The organism is Pseudomonas sp. Teo4, assembly GCF_034387475.1.
In the GTDB taxonomy this organism is placed as follows: Bacteria; Pseudomonadota; Gammaproteobacteria; order Pseudomonadales; family Pseudomonadaceae; genus Aquipseudomonas.
In genome coordinates this window covers 2,460,286-2,475,732 of sequence record NZ_JAXCIL010000002.1, presented here as the reverse complement: position 1 = coordinate 2,475,732, position 15,447 = coordinate 2,460,286, and the positions used below count along the sequence as shown (strand labels likewise).

Genomic DNA, 15,447 nt, shown 5'->3' with positions numbered 1-15,447 from the left:
CCCAAGCCTGGTTCTGCGCTCACGAACTCGGCCGAATGACCGGGCGCTTCTTCGACGAACATTGCATCCGCAAGCTCGACCCGGACCAGCACCGCACCGTGCAACTGCTGCGCTACGGCCAATACACCGAAACCACCATGGTCAGTGAGTCCGGGGCCTATACCTTGCTGGCGCATCACCATATTCCAGAGAACCGCCACCTGCGACACTGGCTGACCCATGAAGTGGTGGCAGTGCTGCGTGATGAGCAGGACTCGACGCCGACACACGTGCCGAGGCTCGGCAGGATGAACTGGCCCGGTGGGCATACGGCGAGTCTGCTGTATTGGCAGAGCGAGCCTTGGATACGATTGAGGGATATGCCGGTGGTGATGGCGACTCAGGTGCCGATGGAGCTGCCGATGAAGCGCAAGCTGAGCTGGAAGGCATGTGCGCAGCGAGCGCTGCGGATGCATGGGGTTTAGGCAACGGTTGGTTCACGGGCACCCAGGACTGCGTCCGCTGGCGAAATGCATAAATTGCCACAACCGAGAACCCAGTCGATATCACCAGGCCCATCTGGCTGCGTTGTCGCGCAGCAAAAAACAGGGTTGGCGGCTACCCAGTGGGTGCTGGCGTAGTCGGGGCGCCGAACCGCTGCGATGGGCTGCGTAGCAGCCCCAACAAGCGGTTCATACGAGGGCTATGCCCTCGATCGCAGGCTACGCCAGCTCCCACGGCTCTGCGACCTATTCAATGAAACAGCTTTTGTTTGGTAAGGCGTCCTCTTACAGGGAGCGCTGAAGGCTAGCCCTTCTAAACGACATAAGAGCCGCTGTAACAGCCCTTAAGTCAGGTAAGGACACTTATGACAGGCCTTAAAATGCTGGTTTTCCCCTTGATGTGTGCCGACAGGCTCATGAAAATCGGGCTATTGATCAAAACTAGGCGCCTTGAGCGCAAAATCCGCCAAAAGGATCTTGCCGCGCAAACGGGGCTGTCCACCACCACCCTGGGAAAAATCGAAGCCGGTAGTCCTTGCGTGGAAATGCGTAACTACATGACGGCCCTGTGGCATCTCGGTTTGCTGGACGAAGTCTTCAAGGACATCACCGTGCCCTCACCCGCGCCCTATGCCACCGAACACCGTGTGCGCCTAAAGCAAATCTCGGATGAAGACTTCTGACGGTTTCCCTGTACGTCTAAATGCGGCAACCGGGTTCACTGGAGGTGGTGGCTGACACTCTTGAAACATCGAAACTCGGAGCCAGAACGGCTAAGAAGAGGCCTCGCCCACGCCAGAAAGGGGCCAATCAAGGGCCCGACGTGGTCATGCCAGTCGCGTGGTCGAGGGCGAGGCCGACGAGGAGTGTAGCATCTATAGCGATCGAGTCACCCGCAAAAACGGACATCACTGCGGCGCGCCAGCCCGCTTGCAGCTCAAGCCGTCACTGTGCCGCCTGCCTGTTGCGCTTCGCGCACTTCAAGCAAGCTGTACAAGGTGCTGAGGAACAGGTCGAAACTCATGATGCCGTTGCCCACGGTGGACAACACCGTCTGGCCGCTTTCGTCCTTGATCACCACCAGTTCTGTCCAGTTGCTGAGGTCGATGCTGCGCAAGCTGTTCAGAGACACAGCACGGCCATCCACTTCGAGCGTGTCGCGGGTCAACACGATCGGCTTGGTGGCCACCTGGGTGAAGTTGCCACTGACGCGCTTACCCCACACCTGGGCGGTGTTCACGTAGTTGAACTGCACCGACCCACCTTGCGCCAGCGTGGCCAGGACGGCTGGCAGGCGTTCGTTGACGTGCAATCCGCACACCTGCTCGATGAAGCCATACAGGCCTTTGAGGTGGGCGTTGGCACGGCGGAACGGTTCGCTGTCGTTGCGGCGATAAGCCAGGTTGTTGATCAGGCCAGCGGCAGCCGTCTGGCCCGAAGCGAACAGATAAAGGTCGTTGATTTCGCTGAACGGCACGTAGTCGCGGTCGCTGCCGGTGACCTGGCAGATTCCTTTTTCATACACCTCGTAGCGGTTCTTGCGCAGCGTCTTCTGCCACAGGGCCAGGGCGAACATGCTCAAGCCCAGCACGGCCAACAGGGCGATGGTGACGTAGAAAATATTCTTGGGACCGTTGAATTGCAGTGTGCTGGCGAAGCCGAGGTAGCCGACGAAAGCGGCCAGGCCGAGGAAGATGCTGCCGAGGGTGATCATGCTGATGATCAGGGCTTTGCCGTAGCCGTAAGTGCCAAGCAGCTTGCCAGTGGACGTGGGTGGGGTGGTTTGCATGGTAAAGCCTCCTTGCCTTGGGTAGGTGAAACGTCATGTCTCTGGTGGCAGTGAGACATGATCGAATGTGCTTGGTTCCGTGGGGTTTTCACTGGTCTCATCGCCGGCAAGCCGGCTCCCACAGGGAACGCGCTGATCCTGAGGTCATCACACTACCCGTAGGAGCCGGCTTGCCGGCGATGAGGCCAGTGAAAACCCCACCTTAGTCGTAGGATCTCATCAGATTCCCACGCTAGAGCCATCGCATGCGAAAAACCCAACAAATACAGCGAATCCACACATTCCGAGGCGTTGACACACCCGTCAGCACTTGCTAATAATCGCTAAAGTTGTACGACAACACATAACAAAAACAACAATCAGTGGACGAACCCATGTCGACACCCATCGCGCCCCACCCTCGCATTTCGCACATCCCGCTTATTCCTCCGACGGGCACCTAGCGCCCGAACATCGTCGCACCCTCCGTACTCACCCGCCCCTGCCGCAGGCCGCATGCGCGTGCCCGGTGGACGGGCCGCCACACCCTTTTGTGGAGCACAACAACAATGAATATCTGCCAAAGAACCCTTCCCTTCGCCCTGTTCGGCGCCGGCTTGCTGGGCAGCCTGCCCGGCATCAGCATGGCCGAGGGCTTCGTCGAAGACGCCAAGGCCACGCTGGGCCTGCGCAACTTCTACATCAACCGCAACTTCACCAACCCCAGCAACCCGCAAAGCAAGGCAGAGGAATGGACCCAGAGCTTCATCCTCGACGCCCGCTCCGGGTTCACCGAAGGGCCGGTGGGGTTCGGCGTGGACGTGCTGGGGCTGTGGTCGGTGAAGCTCGATGGCGGTGGCGGCACCTACGGCACCGCGCTGCTGCCACGCCATGACGATGGCCGGCCGGCGGATGACTACGGGCGTTTGGCGGTGGCGGGCAAGGCGCGTATTTCCAAGACCGAACTGAAGATCGGCGAGTGGATGCCGGTGCTGCCGATCCTGCGCTCGGACGATGGCCGCTCGCTGCCGCAGACCTTCCGTGGCGGCCAGGTGACCTCGAATGAAATCGCCGGGCTGACCCTGTATGGCGGCCAGTTCCGCGGCAACAGCCCGCGCAACGATGCGAGCATGGAGGACATGAGCTACGGCGGCGGGGTGTCGGACCGCTTCAACTTCGTCGGCGGCGAGTACAAGTTCAACCAGGACCGCACCCTGGTGGGGTTGTGGAATGCCGTACTCAAGGACGTCTACGAACAGCAGTATCTGCAGTTGAGCCACAGCCAGCCGGTGGGCAGCTGGACCCTGGGTGCCAACCTGGGCTACTTCCACGGTGGTGAAGACGGATCAGAGCGGGCGGGGAAACTGGACAACGATACCTACTCGGCGATGCTGTCGGCCAAGTACGGCGGCAACACCTTCTGGGTTGGCCTGCAGAAAGTCGATGGCGACACCTGGATGCGGGTCAATGGCACCAGCGGCGGTACTTTGGCCAACGATAGCTACAACTCCAGCTTCGACAACGCCAACGAGCGCTCGTGGCAGGTACGCCATGACTTCAACTTCGTCACCGTCGGGGTGCCTGGGTTGACGTTGATGAACCGGTATATCAGTGGTCAGGATGTGCACACCGGGGCGGTGACCGATGGCAAGGAGTGGGTACGGGAAACGGAGCTGGCGTATGTGATCCAGAGCGGGGCGTTCAAGGACTTGAGCGTGAAATGGCGCAACTCGAGCATCCGTCGGGATTACAGCAACAACGAGTTCGACGAGAACCGGTTGATTTTCAACTATCCCTTGTCGTTGCTTTGATCGGGGCCGCGCTGCGGCCCTTCGCGGGTAAACCCGCTCCCACAGGGCCCATGCAAGCACCACTGAACCTGTGGGAGCGGGTTTACCCGCGAAGAAGTCGGCACAAGCGACTCAAGCAGCATTGACAACCCCGGAAATCACTACCGATAATCAGCGCAGTCATACGACAACCTACAACAATTAACAACAAGAGCCGGCCATGACCCCTACTCCCCTCAATCGCCTGCTGCTCACTGGAGCCGCAGGCGGCCTGGGCAAGGTCCTTCGCGAACGCCTGCAAGGCTACGCCGAGGTCCTGCGCCTTTCCGATATCAGCCCGATGGCACCCGCTGCGGGCCCCCGTGAAGAAGTGGTGACCTGCGACCTCGCCGACAAGGCCGCCGTACATGCACTGGTCGAAGGCGTGGACGCCATCATCCACTTCGGCGGCGTGTCCACCGAGCACTCCTTCGAAGACATCCTCGGCCCCAACATCTGCGGCGTGTTCCACGTCTACGAGGCGGCGCGCAAGCACGGGGTCAAACGCATCATCTTCGCCAGCTCCAACCACACCATCGGTTTCTACCGCCAGGACGAACGCATCGACGCCCACTCCCCGCGCCGTCCCGACAGCTACTACGGGCTGTCCAAGTGCTACGGCGAGGATGTCGCCAGCTTCTACTTCGACCGCTATGGCATCGAGACCGTGAGCATCCGCATCGGCTCCTCCTTCCCGCAGCCGCAGAACCCACGCATGCTCTGCACCTGGCTGAGCTACGACGACCTGGTCCAGCTGATCGAGCGCGGGCTGTTCACGCCCGACGTCGGCCATACCGTGGTCTATGGCGCCTCCGACAACCGTACGGTGTGGTGGGACAACCGTCACGCCGCACACCTGGGCTATGCGCCCAAGGACACTTCCGAGGTGTTCCGCGAAGCCGTGGAGGCCCAACCGGCGCCCGCCGCCGATGATCCGAGCATGGTCTACCAGGGCGGCGCTTTCGCCGTGGCCGGGCCGTTCAACTGATCCCCAGCGCGCCAGGAGGCACAGCCATGAACTGCGAACTGATCGTCGACGCCCGCAACGGCACCGGCGAGAGCCCTGTGTGGCACCCCACCGAACAAGCCCTGTACTGGGTCGACATTCCCGCTCGCCAGCTGCATCGCTGGCAGGCGGACGGCAGCCATCAGGTCTGGCAAGGCGATGAAATGCTCGCCTGCATCGCCCGCAGCGAACAAGGCTGGGTCGCAGGCATGGAGAGCGGCATCTTTCAAGTGCGAAGCAAACCGGACGGCATCCTCGACAGCGCCCTGCTCAGCGCCGTCGAGCATGCCCAGCACGGCATGCGCTTCAACGATGGCCGCTGCGACCGCCAGGGCCGCTTCTGGGCCGGCACCATGCTGATGGACATGCAGCAAGGCGCACATGTCGGCGCCTTGTACCGCCACGACGGTGAAGGCCGACTGCACCTGCAACTCAAGGACATGATCGTCCCCAACGGCCTGGCCTTCAGCCCCGACGGCACGCGCATGTACCTGTCCGACTCGCACCCCAACGTGCAGAAGATCTGGGCTTTCGACTACGACATCGACAGCGGCACCCCGCGCAACCAGCGACTGTTCGTCGACATGCGCGCCTACCCCGGTCGCCCCGACGGCGCCGCCATCGACGAGGACGGCTGCTACTGGATCTGCGGCAATGACGCCGGACAGATCCACCGTTTCACCCCCGACGGCCGTCTCGACCGCTCGCTCAGTGTGCCGGTGAAAAAGCCGGCGATGTGCGCCTTCGGTGGCGCCAACCTCGACACCCTGTTCGTCACTTCGATCCGCCCCTCGGGCATCGACCTCTCCGACCAGCCTCTGGCTGGAGGGGTATTTGCCCTGAACCCTGGCGTCAAAGGCCTGGAGGAACCTGCCTACCGGGGCTGAACACCAAACTGCCGCACCTGCACCGACACGAACGAAACCAGATAATAAAAAACACGGAGTTTCATCATGACGTTCAAACGCAAGCTGCTTCTTGCTGTACTCCCGTTCGCCTTCACCCTCTCCTCCACCGCTTCGGCGCTGGACATCAAGTTCGCCGAGATCCACCCGGCCGGCTACCCGACCGTGGTCGCCGAACAGAACATGGGCAAGAAACTCGAAGCCGCCAGCAAGGGCGAGATCACCTTCAAGATGTTCGCAGGTGGGGTACTCGGCTCCGAGAAGGAAGTCATCGAGCAGGCACAGATCGGTGCCGTGCAGATGACCCGCGTGAGCCTGGGTATCGTCGGCCCGGTGGTGCCTGACGTGAACGTGTTCAACATGCCGTTCGTGTTCCGCGACCATGAACACATGCGCAAAGTCATCGATGGCCAAATCGGCCAGGAGATCCTCGACAAGATCACCAACTCCGAATTCAACCTGGTGGCCCTGGCCTGGATGGATGGCGGCACCCGCAACATCTACACCAAGCACCCGGTGCGCAGCATCGACGACCTCAAGGGCATGAAGATTCGCGTGCAGGGCAACCCGGTGTTCATCGACATGATGAACGCCATGGGCGGCAACGGCATCGCCATGGACACCGGCGAGATCTTCAGCGCCTTGCAGACCGGCGTCATCGACGGTGCCGAGAACAATCCGCCCACCCTGCTCGAACACAACCACTTCCAGAACGCCAAGTACTACACCCTGACCGGCCACCTGATCCTGCCGGAGCCGGTGGTGATGTCCAAGACCACCTGGAACAAGTTGACCCCCGAACAGCAGGAACTGGTCAAGAAGGTCGCCCGCGAAGCACAGATGGAAGAGCGCGCGCTGTGGGACGCCAAGTCCACCGCCAGTGAGGAAAAGCTCAAGGCCGCCGGTGTCGAGTTCATCGCCGTCGACAAGAAGCCGTTCTACGACGCCACCGCCCCGGTGCGGGAGAAGTACGGCGCGCAATACGCCGACCTGATGAAGCGTATCGCCGACGTTCAATAACGCCGGCTCCGTTCCCAGATGACGCCTGCAGCGCGGCCTTGGCCGCCCTGCAGCTTCGGTGATGCCTATGAAAAACCTTTTCCTGCGTGTGAACGACACGTTGTACAGCAGCTGTATCTGGCTCGCGGGCCTTTCGGTCCTGGCCATGTCGCTGATCATTCCCTGGGGCATCTTCGCCCGCTACGTCCTGGGTACCGGCTCCAGTTGGCCAGAGCCGGTGGCCATTCTGCTGATGGTGCTGTTCACCTTCGTCGGCGCCGCCGCCAGCTACCGGGCCGGCGCGCACATGGCAGTGGCGATGGTCACCGACCGGCTGCCTGCGCCGACGCGCCAGCTGGTAGCCGTGCTGGTGCAACTGCTGATGGTCGTGGTGTGCGTGTTCATGACCTGGTACGGCACCAAGCTGTGCATCACCACCTGGAACCAGTACATGGCCTCGCTGCCTGCGGTGCGCGTGGGCATGAGCTATGCGCCGATCCCGGTCGGTGGCGTACTGACCCTGATCTTCGTGCTGGAAAAACTCGTGCTGGGCGACCAGAGCAACCGCAAGGTGGTGCGCTTCGACCTGGTGGAAGAAAACGAAGGAGCGGCATAAATGGATGCGTTCATTCTGTTGGGCAGCTTCATCCTGCTCATTCTGCTGGGCATGCCGGTGGCCTATGCGCTGGGCATGGCGGCGCTGGTCGGCGCCTGGTGGATCGACATCCCGCTGCAGGCGATGATGATTCAGGTCGCCAGCGGGGTTAACAAGTTCTCGCTGCTGGCCATTCCGTTCTTCGTGCTGGCCGGCGCGATCATGGCCGAGGGCGGCATGTCACGCCGGCTGGTGGCGTTTGCCGGGGTGCTGGTGGGCTTCGTGCGCGGTGGCCTGTCACTGGTCAACATCACCGCCTCGACCTTCTTCGGCGCCATCTCCGGCTCGTCGGTGGCCGACACCGCGTCGGTCGGTTCGGTGCTGATCCCGGAAATGGAGCGCAAGGGCTACCCGCGCGAGTTCTCCACCGCCGTCACGGTCAGCGGCTCGGTGCAGGCACTGCTGACCCCGCCCAGCCACAACTCGGTGCTGTACTCGCTGGCGGCCGGCGGCACGGTGTCGATCGCCTCGCTGTTCATGGCGGGTGTGATGCCTGGGCTGCTGCTGAGCGCGGTGATGATGGGCCTGTGCCTGATCTTCGCCAAGAAGCGCAACTACCCCAAGGGCGAGGTGATTCCGCTGCGCCAGGCGCTGAAGATCGCTGGCGAGGCGCTCTGGGGCCTGATGGCCATGGTGATCATTCTCGGCGGCATTCTCTCAGGCGTGTTCACCGCCACCGAGTCGGCTGCCGTGGCCGTGGTGTGGTCGTTCTTCGTGACCATGTTCATCTACCGCGACTACAAGTGGCGCGACCTGCCCAAGCTGATGCACCGCACGGTACGCACCATTTCCATCGTGATGATTCTGATCGGCTTCGCGGCCAGCTTCGGCTACGTGATGACCCTGATGCAGATCCCGTCGAAGATCACCACCGCGTTCCTGACCCTGTCGGACAACCGCTATGTGATCCTCATGTGCATCAACTTCATGCTGCTGCTGTTGGGCACGGTGATGGACATGGCGCCGCTGATCCTGATCCTCACGCCTATCCTGCTGCCGGTGATCACCGGTATCGGCGTGGACCCGGTGCACTTCGGCATGATCATGCTGGTGAACCTGGGCATAGGCCTGATCACACCGCCGGTGGGGGCTGTGCTGTTCGTCGGGTCGGCCATCGGCAAAGTGAGTATCGAGGCCACGGTGAAGGCGCTGCTGCCGTTCTACCTGGCGCTGTTCCTGGTGCTGATGGCGGTGACCTACATTCCTGCAATCTCGCTGTGGCTGCCTAGCGTCGTGTTGTAATGACCAACAGGCGGTCCGCTGTGCGGCCCGCCTGTTTCTGCAAATGGACCCTGCACATGGCTTTCGCTTCCTCCGCTGCAACCCTGTTCCCCCGCAAGCTGGCCATAGCCCTCCTGGCGCTGCTGGCCTGCTCGTTCGCCGCCAACCACATCGCCGCACGCATCGCTTTCGATGACGGCACCGGCGTACTGCTGGCCATTCTCTGCCGCTCCGGCATCACCTTCCTGGTACTGGCCTGCCTGCTGGTGTGGCAACGCCAGGGCATGAGCCTGCCTGCTGGCACCCGAGGCTGGCAGTTACTGCTCGGCTTGCTGATCGCCACCCAGAGCCTGTGCCTGTATTCGGCGGTGGCGCGCATTCCGGTGGCCCTGGCGCTGCTGGTGGGCAACACTTTTCCGATGTTGCTGGCGCTGCTCAGCTGGGCACTGGGTGGGCCGCGCCCGACTGGCCGCACGGTGTTGTTCATGGGGCTGATTCTCTGCGGTCTGGTGCTGGCACTGGACGTACCGGCGCGGCTGGCCGACAGCAGCGATGCCAACCCGCACTGGGCCCTGGGCATCAGCCTGGCATTCTGCGCCGCGTGTGCCTTCGCCTGCGGTTTGTGGATCACCGATCACAAACTGGCGAGCGTGCGCGGGCCGGTTCGCAGCCTGCTGACCTTGCTGGTGGTGTTCTCCAGCATGCTGGTCGCAGGTGTGAGCGGTGTGATGCCCTCGGGTTTGTCTCTGCCGGGCAGCGCCGGAGGCTGGGTGGCCCTGGCCAGCCTGGTGGTGCTGTATGGCCTGGCGTTTACCCTGCTGTTCGTCTGCGTGCCACGGCTGAACATGGCGCAGAACGCACCCGTGATGAACGTCGAACCGATCGCCACCTTGCTGCTGGGCTGGGCCTTGCTCGACCAGCGCCTGAGCGCCCTGCAACTGATCGGCGGTGCCGTGGTGGTGTGCGGGATCGTGCTGCTGACCTACCGCAAGGCGAACTGACCTTCATTGTGAAAGGAGCCGTTGATGGCTGTAACCGAACTGCACCTGCAAGACCGTCTGACCCGTCTGAGCCTCACTCCCGACCTGGGCGCCAGCTTGATCAACTGGGAAGTGAAGGCCACCGGGCAGGCGCTGCTGCGCCACTCCGACCAGGCCGCACTGGCCAGTGGAACACCGCGTCGGTTGGCATGTTACCCACTGGCGCCCTGGTCCAACCGGATCGCCGAGGGCGGTTTCGCCAGGCCAGATGGCTGGCAGGCATTAGCGCCCAACACCACGCATGACCCCTACCCGATTCATGGCAGCGCCTGGCAGCAGGCCTGGCATGTGGAGCATCACAGCGAGCGTCGTGCCCGGCTGACTCTCGACAGTGAGCTGCCATTCGCTTACCGGGCAACGTTGGATGTGCATCTGCATGAAGGGTGCCTGCAGCTCGATTTGCACGTGACGCATCTGGATCAGGCCGCTACCTGGTACGGGTTGGGGCTGCATCCCTATTTCCCACGCTATCCCGACACCCGGCTGCAGGCATCGGCGCGAAACGTGTGGCTGGGTGAAGAGGGTCGGCTGCCGTCCTACCAGGCCGACATTCCTCAGAACTGGTGCTTCGATGCGCAAGGGCACCTGCCGACGACTGTCGTCGATCATGCGTTCAGTGGTTGGCCGGGGAGCTGCATCATCGAGCAGCCCAGTGCGGGGTATCGTCTGGAGTGCAGTGCCAACGACGCCGAGCATTTCCTGTTGTTCTGCCCCCAGGGGCAACCGTTCTTCTGCTTCGAGCCGGTCAGCCACCCGATCAACGCACATCACCTGCCGGGGCGGCCAGGGTTGCGGTTATTGCAGCAGGGTGAGCAGATGAGCCTGGGGTTCAGATTGCAGTACCAACCGCTGTAATCGCAGGCTTCGCCAGCTCCCACCGGGTTACCCCGCTGCCCAGGCAACCTGGCTACCCTTGGGAAACTGGACACAAACCCAACCCGTGGGAGCTGGCGCCAGCCTGCGATGGGCCGCAAAGCGGCCCCACCATCGTTAAACCTAAGCCAGGGCTTCTGCAGGCGCCGCAGCTTGTCGATCAACTGACTCGACCCGCACCTCCCGCGCCACCTTCCACACCAATACCGCCGCCACGATGTCGAACGCCGCCAGCACCACGAACAGCGGGCTGTAGCCGATCTGCGTCACCAAAATGCCAAACACCAAAGTAAACACCGCAGCCCCCAGATAGCCGCACATGCCGCCCATGCCGGTCGCAGTGGCCACCTGGTCCTTGCTGAATGAATCAGAAGTGATCGAGTACAGCGCACCCGAAAGCGTCTGATGGGCAAAGCCGCCAATGCACAGCAGCAGGATCGCGGTGTACGGGCTTTCCACCAAGCCGATGCAGGCCGGGCCGATCATGCAACTGGCACCGAACACCAGCACCATCTTGCGCGAAGTGAACAACGATACCTTGCAGTAACGGTGGAACAGCGGACTCAGGTAGCCGCCGAGCACGCAGCCGATGTCGGCTGCCAGGAACGGCAGCCAGGCGAACATCGCCACCTCCTTGATGTTCATATGCCGCTCGGTCATCAGGTACAGCGGGATCCAGGCGTTGAACGTCTGCCAGGCCGGCTCCGAAAGGATGCGCGCCGAAGCGATGGCGTAGAAGTTGCGGGTCTTGAAGATGCGCTTCCACGCGCCCTTCTCGCGTTTTTCGGCTTTGAAGTGCGCTTCCTGGCCGGCGAGGATGTAGTCACGCTCTTCGGCACTCAACCGCTTCTGATCGCGCGGGTGCTTGTAGAGCAGCATCCACAGCAAGGTCCAGACGATGCCGGATACCCCGACGATGACGAAGGCCAGCTGCCAGCCGCTGTGCAGGATCGCCCACACCACCAGCGGCGGCGCCAGCAAGGCACCGAGTGACGAACCAATGTTGAACCAGCCGATGGCCACCGAGCGCTCCTTGGCCGGGAACCACTCGGTGGTGGCCTTGACCCCGGCGGGCAGGCCGGCGGCCTCGGTCATTCCCAGCAGGCCGCGCATGAACGCCATGCTTTGCCAGCCTGTCGCCAAGGCCGCACCAGCACAGGCCAGCGACCAGGCCATGGCAAATACCGCAAAGCCCAGCTTGGTGCCGATGAAGTCGATGAACCAGCCGGCAATCGGCTGCATGAGGGCGTAGCACACCTGCCAGGCGGCGACGATCTTGGCGTATTGCTCGGTACTGATGGAGAGGTCGGTCATCAGGGTGGGGGCAGCCACCGAGAGGGTGTTGCGGGCGAGGTAGTTGACGACGAGTCCAGCCGTGACGAGGCTGACCATCCACCAACGGATGCCTTTCATCTTCATGGATCACCTGAATATTATTTTTAGAGGTGCGGGTGATTGCCTCAATGCCGGCAGGGCGAATTGAGACAAATTGTTTCAGGTGAAAGAGTGCCATGTCATAGGTCGTCGTACAACAACTATTATTTCATGGCAAAAAAGATAAAGTCGTACGATCTCAATCCAGCTGTCGCGCCCGTAGCTCCTGCGCCAGCATGTCGATGAATGTCCTGACCTTCGCCGACCCGTACTTGCTCTCGCGATGCAGCACATGGATGGGCCAGGGCGCCTCTTCGAAGTCAGCCAGCACCACCTGCAACTGGCCACTGGCAAGCTCATCGACCACCTGGTACGACAACAACCGCGCAATGCCCAGCCCGCCAACGGCCGCAGCAATCGCGCCATCATTGCTGGTCACCGTCAGACGCGGCTTCATCCGCACCAGGGTCGGCTCGTCGGTCAGGCCGAAACGCCAGCCGGCTCGTGGGGAGAGATTGGTGGTGGCGATCACAGCATGCTCCAGCAGGTCCGACGGGTGCCGGGGCAGGCCATGGCGGGCCAGGTACTCGGGGGACGCGCACAGCATCCGCCGCACCTGGCCGACGCGCAGGGCCTTGAGGCCGGAGTCGGGCAAGGGCCCGATACGCACCGCCACATCCATGCCCTCCTCCACCATGTTCACGATGCGGTCGAGGAAGTAGGCGGACACGTCCACCTCGGGATACTGCTGCAGGTAGCGCACGATGCACGGCATGACGAACTTCTTGCCGAACAGAATCGGCGCAGTCACGGCCAGGTCGCCTTTGGGCGTGGCGTTGATACCGGCTGCCGCTTCGTTGGCCTCGTGGATGCTCGCCAGAATGTTTCGGGTGTCTTCCAGGTAGCGGCTGCCGGCTTCGGTAAGGCGAACGCTACGGGTGGTGCGCTGCAGCAGCTTTACCCCGAGCTGCTCTTCCAGCCCACTGACGGCGCGGGTGACTGCCGCTGGTGAGATGTCCAGATGGCGGGCGGCGGCGGCAAAGCTTTCCAGCTCGCCAACAGCCACGAACACCTTCATCAGGTGGATCTGATCCATGCCGGCTCCTGAGTATCGTTGGTTTTGTATTGTCTGCACCGGCCTAATCGCCGGCAAGCCGGCTCCCACAGGTTTTGCAGTGATCTCAAGATCGGCGCGGTCATTGTAGGAGCTGGCTTGTCGTGGCGACGAACCGCAGCGATGAGGCCGGTACAGGCCACACAAGCCCCTCAAAGCTCCAGCACCAGCCCCCTTTCCTCAGCTTTGGCCGGGACTGCACAGCAGATCAGTACCGTACCGCTTTCCGGTAACTCGGCCGGCGGGTTCGGGTAATGCACCTGGCCGCTCACCAGTCGGGTCTTGCAGGTTCCGCATGAACCGCCCCGACAGCTGAAATCAGGTGACAACCCTCGTGCTTCAGCAAGCTCCAGCAAGGTGCCGGAACCCGGCGTCCAGCGCGCCTCCTTGGCCGACGCTGAAAAATACACTGGCACCGGTTCACTGGCCGCTGGCGGCTGCTGCAGGGCCGGTTGGTCGCCATCGGTGTGGCGCCGCAAGGTCGAGGGACCGAAGGCTTCGGCATGGATACGGCCATCCGGCACATTCACCGTGCGCAGCCCCTCGTACATGTCCTGGGTGAAACTGGCAGGGCCGCACAGGTAGAAGTCATAGTCGTCCATCGCCAGGGTCGCCTTGATCTGCTCGATGCCAAGGCGGCCCGCATGTTCATAGTCGCGCCCTGGCACGGCGTCGGCCTCTGGCTGGCTCAGGGAACGGTGCACGCTCAACAGGTCACCTGCCTGCAGGCGCAGCGCAGCGAGCTCTTGCTGGAACGGCAGGTCGGCCAGGCTGCGGGCGCCGTGGAACAGGTAGATACGCCGTGCCTGAGGCTTGGCCAGTTGCTCGCGCAACATCGCGATCAACGGGGTGATGCCAACGCCTGCCGCAATCAATACAAGGGGCCGCGAGCTTGTACTGTCGAGGGTGAAGTTGCCCATTGGCAGGCGCACTTCAAGCAGGTCGCCCAAGGCGATTCGCTCATGCAGATAGGCAGATGCCGGCCCCTGGGCTTTGACACTGATGCGCAAGAAGCCGTCCGACGGTGCGCAAGACAAGCTGTAGGTGCGAACAAGCGGCGCAGCGTCCCCCTGTGGGATACGCACGGGAACATGCTGCCCGGGTGCGAATGTCACGGGTTGGTCTGGCGCCAGGTAGAACGAGCGGATGTCGCGGCTTTCCTGCTCCAGCCGCACCACGCGCCAACTTAGCCACTGCCGTTGGCGCTCACGCTGCTGCAGGCGCTGCTCGGCTTCGGTCCAGGTGCCGGTCGCGAGGCTGGTGGGCGCGTATTCCTGGAATGCCCAACGCAGCGACAACGCCGCCGGCCGCAGCACCACTTGCGTCACATCCAGGCTCCAGATGCGCTCGGCACCTTCAAAGGCGCTGATCAAGGGGCTTTCCAGGATCACTTCGGTACGCCCTGACACCTGCAACACGTTGCCCGTTGTGAAGTCGACGAACAGCAAACCCGCCACCGGGTTCTCGACCAGATTGCCAAGGGTGTTGAAATGCAGGTTGCCCGCGTAGTCGGGAATGGTCAGGCGGTTGCCCTCGACTCGAACGAAGCCGGGACGACCGCCACGATGGGACACGTCCACGGAACGCCGCCCATCAGCGTGATCAATGAAGCTGGCGACGAAGAACGTGTCGGCATGCTCGATCATGGCACTGGCCACTGCATCCAACACCATGGAGTCCTGGCGTTGTTGGGCAGGCTCATCAACATGAAGGTAATGGCGCTGCTGGATGTATTGCGGGCAGTTGCCGAACGACTGCTCCACGATCACGTCCAGTCGATCGGTCGATGCCTGCTGGATTAGCCCGTTCATGCGATTACGCCGACGGGTGTGCAGTTCGATGCCGAGCAGGCCTATGGCCTGGCCTGCGGCCAACCCAGGTGTCGCCGGGTCGTCGCTGGCTGGAGTAGTGCTGATCCGTAATGTCCGTGGGTCGGGCGAGCTGACGAAGCCTTCCGGGCCTTCGAGCAGCGTTGCCCAGGGCTTGCCCTCCGGGTCCACCGCTCCGACCACCAGAAACGGCAGCTGGTGGTAGAAGGTGCGGTGCTGGTCGGGCATGTGGTCGCGAATGACCTTCTGCCCGAACACCTCCATGCGCTCTGCAACACCGACATGCTCCTGCAGTCGTTTTTCACCTGCATGCCAGGGCGATCCGTTGCGTTCGTGCATGGCGGCATTCCTC

General features: G+C 62.4%; 14 protein-coding genes. 10 read left to right on the top strand and 4 right to left on the bottom strand.

Annotated elements, in window-relative coordinates; translation table 11 throughout:
• Both PspTeo4_RS27705 and PspTeo4_RS27700 read left to right on the top strand, forming a co-directional pair.
• The coding region (locus PspTeo4_RS27705; RefSeq protein ID WP_322366875.1) for a Bro-N domain-containing protein at positions 1–464 on the top strand (464 nt) is incomplete at its 5' end.
• A 383-nt stretch (positions 465–847) separates the two neighbouring features.
• On the top strand, positions 848–1,165 hold the full coding sequence (locus tag PspTeo4_RS27700) for a helix-turn-helix domain-containing protein (RefSeq protein ID WP_322366874.1): 318 nt from the start codon (positions 848–850) through the stop codon (positions 1,163–1,165).
• Positions 1,166–1,419: 254 nt separating this feature from the next.
• Here PspTeo4_RS27700 and PspTeo4_RS27695 read toward each other — a convergent pair whose 3' ends face one another.
• Complete coding sequence (locus PspTeo4_RS27695; protein ID WP_322366873.1) at positions 1,420–2,271, bottom strand: hypothetical protein; 852 nt, start codon at positions 2,269–2,271, stop codon at positions 1,420–1,422.
• Positions 2,272–2,819: 548 nt separating this feature from the next.
• Here PspTeo4_RS27695 and PspTeo4_RS27690 point away from each other — a divergent pair.
• The 8 genes from PspTeo4_RS27690 to PspTeo4_RS27655 all read left to right on the top strand — a co-directional run bounded on the left by PspTeo4_RS27690 (position 2,820) and on the right by PspTeo4_RS27655 (position 10,760).
• Positions 2,820–4,061 carry an OprD family porin gene (locus PspTeo4_RS27690; protein WP_322366872.1) on the top strand — a complete coding sequence of 414 codons (1,242 nt, stop codon included), beginning with the start codon at positions 2,820–2,822 and terminating at the stop codon, positions 4,059–4,061.
• A gap of 199 nt (positions 4,062–4,260) precedes the next feature.
• Complete coding sequence (locus PspTeo4_RS27685) at positions 4,261–5,067, top strand: NAD(P)-dependent oxidoreductase (protein ID WP_322366871.1); 807 nt, start codon at positions 4,261–4,263, stop codon at positions 5,065–5,067.
• A 26-nt stretch (positions 5,068–5,093) separates the two neighbouring features.
• Positions 5,094–5,972, top strand: a complete 879-nt coding sequence (locus tag PspTeo4_RS27680) for a glucurono-1,5-lactonase (RefSeq protein ID WP_322366870.1) — start codon at positions 5,094–5,096, stop codon at positions 5,970–5,972.
• Positions 5,973–6,038: 66 nt separating this feature from the next.
• Complete coding sequence (locus PspTeo4_RS27675) at positions 6,039–7,010, top strand: TRAP transporter substrate-binding protein (RefSeq protein WP_322366868.1); 972 nt, start codon at positions 6,039–6,041, stop codon at positions 7,008–7,010.
• A 67-nt stretch (positions 7,011–7,077) separates the two neighbouring features.
• A complete protein-coding gene (locus PspTeo4_RS27670; protein ID WP_322366867.1) occupies positions 7,078–7,605 on the top strand; it encodes a TRAP transporter small permease in 528 nt (175 codons plus the stop codon).
• Positions 7,606–8,886, top strand: coding sequence for a TRAP transporter large permease (locus PspTeo4_RS27665; protein ID WP_322366866.1), 1,281 nt, complete (start codon positions 7,606–7,608; stop codon positions 8,884–8,886).
• Positions 8,887–8,942: 56 nt separating this feature from the next.
• The gene (locus PspTeo4_RS27660; RefSeq protein WP_322366865.1) at positions 8,943–9,866 is read left to right on the top strand and encodes a DMT family transporter; all 924 of its coding nucleotides are present in this window, start codon (positions 8,943–8,945) and stop codon (positions 9,864–9,866) included.
• A gap of 24 nt (positions 9,867–9,890) precedes the next feature.
• Complete coding sequence (locus tag PspTeo4_RS27655) at positions 9,891–10,760, top strand: aldose 1-epimerase (protein WP_322366864.1); 870 nt, start codon at positions 9,891–9,893, stop codon at positions 10,758–10,760.
• A 141-nt stretch (positions 10,761–10,901) separates the two neighbouring features.
• Here the strand turns inward: PspTeo4_RS27655 and PspTeo4_RS27650 are convergent, their stop codons facing one another.
• The 3 genes from PspTeo4_RS27650 to PspTeo4_RS27640 all read right to left on the bottom strand — a co-directional run bounded on the left by PspTeo4_RS27650 (position 10,902) and on the right by PspTeo4_RS27640 (position 15,434).
• Positions 10,902–12,197, bottom strand: a complete 1,296-nt coding sequence (locus tag PspTeo4_RS27650) for an MFS transporter (RefSeq protein ID WP_322366863.1) — start codon at positions 12,195–12,197, stop codon at positions 10,902–10,904.
• Positions 12,198–12,351: 154 nt separating this feature from the next.
• Positions 12,352–13,248, bottom strand: a complete 897-nt coding sequence (locus PspTeo4_RS27645) for a LysR family transcriptional regulator (protein WP_322366862.1) — start codon at positions 13,246–13,248, stop codon at positions 12,352–12,354.
• A gap of 170 nt (positions 13,249–13,418) precedes the next feature.
• The gene (locus PspTeo4_RS27640; protein ID WP_322366861.1) at positions 13,419–15,434 is read right to left on the bottom strand and encodes a pyridoxamine 5'-phosphate oxidase family protein; all 2,016 of its coding nucleotides are present in this window, start codon (positions 15,432–15,434) and stop codon (positions 13,419–13,421) included.
• Between the last annotated feature and the right edge of the window lie 13 nt (positions 15,435–15,447).

What these genes read in the sequence shown, in the direction of transcription:
- PspTeo4_RS27700 (WP_322366874.1), top strand. Translation starts at nt 848, where the DNA reads ATGACAGGCCTTAAAATGCTGGTTTTCCCCTTGATGTGTGCCGACAGG.
- PspTeo4_RS27695 (WP_322366873.1), bottom strand. Translation starts at nt 2,271, where the DNA reads ATGCAAACCACCCCACCCACGTCCACTGGCAAGCTGCTTGGCACTTAC.
- PspTeo4_RS27690 (WP_322366872.1), top strand. Translation starts at nt 2,820, where the DNA reads ATGAATATCTGCCAAAGAACCCTTCCCTTCGCCCTGTTCGGCGCCGGC.
- PspTeo4_RS27685 (WP_322366871.1), top strand. Translation starts at nt 4,261, where the DNA reads ATGACCCCTACTCCCCTCAATCGCCTGCTGCTCACTGGAGCCGCAGGC.
- PspTeo4_RS27680 (WP_322366870.1), top strand. Translation starts at nt 5,094, where the DNA reads ATGAACTGCGAACTGATCGTCGACGCCCGCAACGGCACCGGCGAGAGC.
- PspTeo4_RS27675 (WP_322366868.1), top strand. Translation starts at nt 6,039, where the DNA reads ATGACGTTCAAACGCAAGCTGCTTCTTGCTGTACTCCCGTTCGCCTTC.
- PspTeo4_RS27670 (WP_322366867.1), top strand. Translation starts at nt 7,078, where the DNA reads ATGAAAAACCTTTTCCTGCGTGTGAACGACACGTTGTACAGCAGCTGT.
- PspTeo4_RS27665 (WP_322366866.1), top strand. Translation starts at nt 7,606, where the DNA reads ATGGATGCGTTCATTCTGTTGGGCAGCTTCATCCTGCTCATTCTGCTG.
- PspTeo4_RS27660 (WP_322366865.1), top strand. Translation starts at nt 8,943, where the DNA reads ATGGCTTTCGCTTCCTCCGCTGCAACCCTGTTCCCCCGCAAGCTGGCC.
- PspTeo4_RS27655 (WP_322366864.1), top strand. Translation starts at nt 9,891, where the DNA reads ATGGCTGTAACCGAACTGCACCTGCAAGACCGTCTGACCCGTCTGAGC.
- PspTeo4_RS27650 (WP_322366863.1), bottom strand. Translation starts at nt 12,197, where the DNA reads ATGAAGATGAAAGGCATCCGTTGGTGGATGGTCAGCCTCGTCACGGCT.
- PspTeo4_RS27645 (WP_322366862.1), bottom strand. Translation starts at nt 13,248, where the DNA reads ATGGATCAGATCCACCTGATGAAGGTGTTCGTGGCTGTTGGCGAGCTG.
- PspTeo4_RS27640 (WP_322366861.1), bottom strand. Translation starts at nt 15,434, where the DNA reads ATGCACGAACGCAACGGATCGCCCTGGCATGCAGGTGAAAAACGACTG.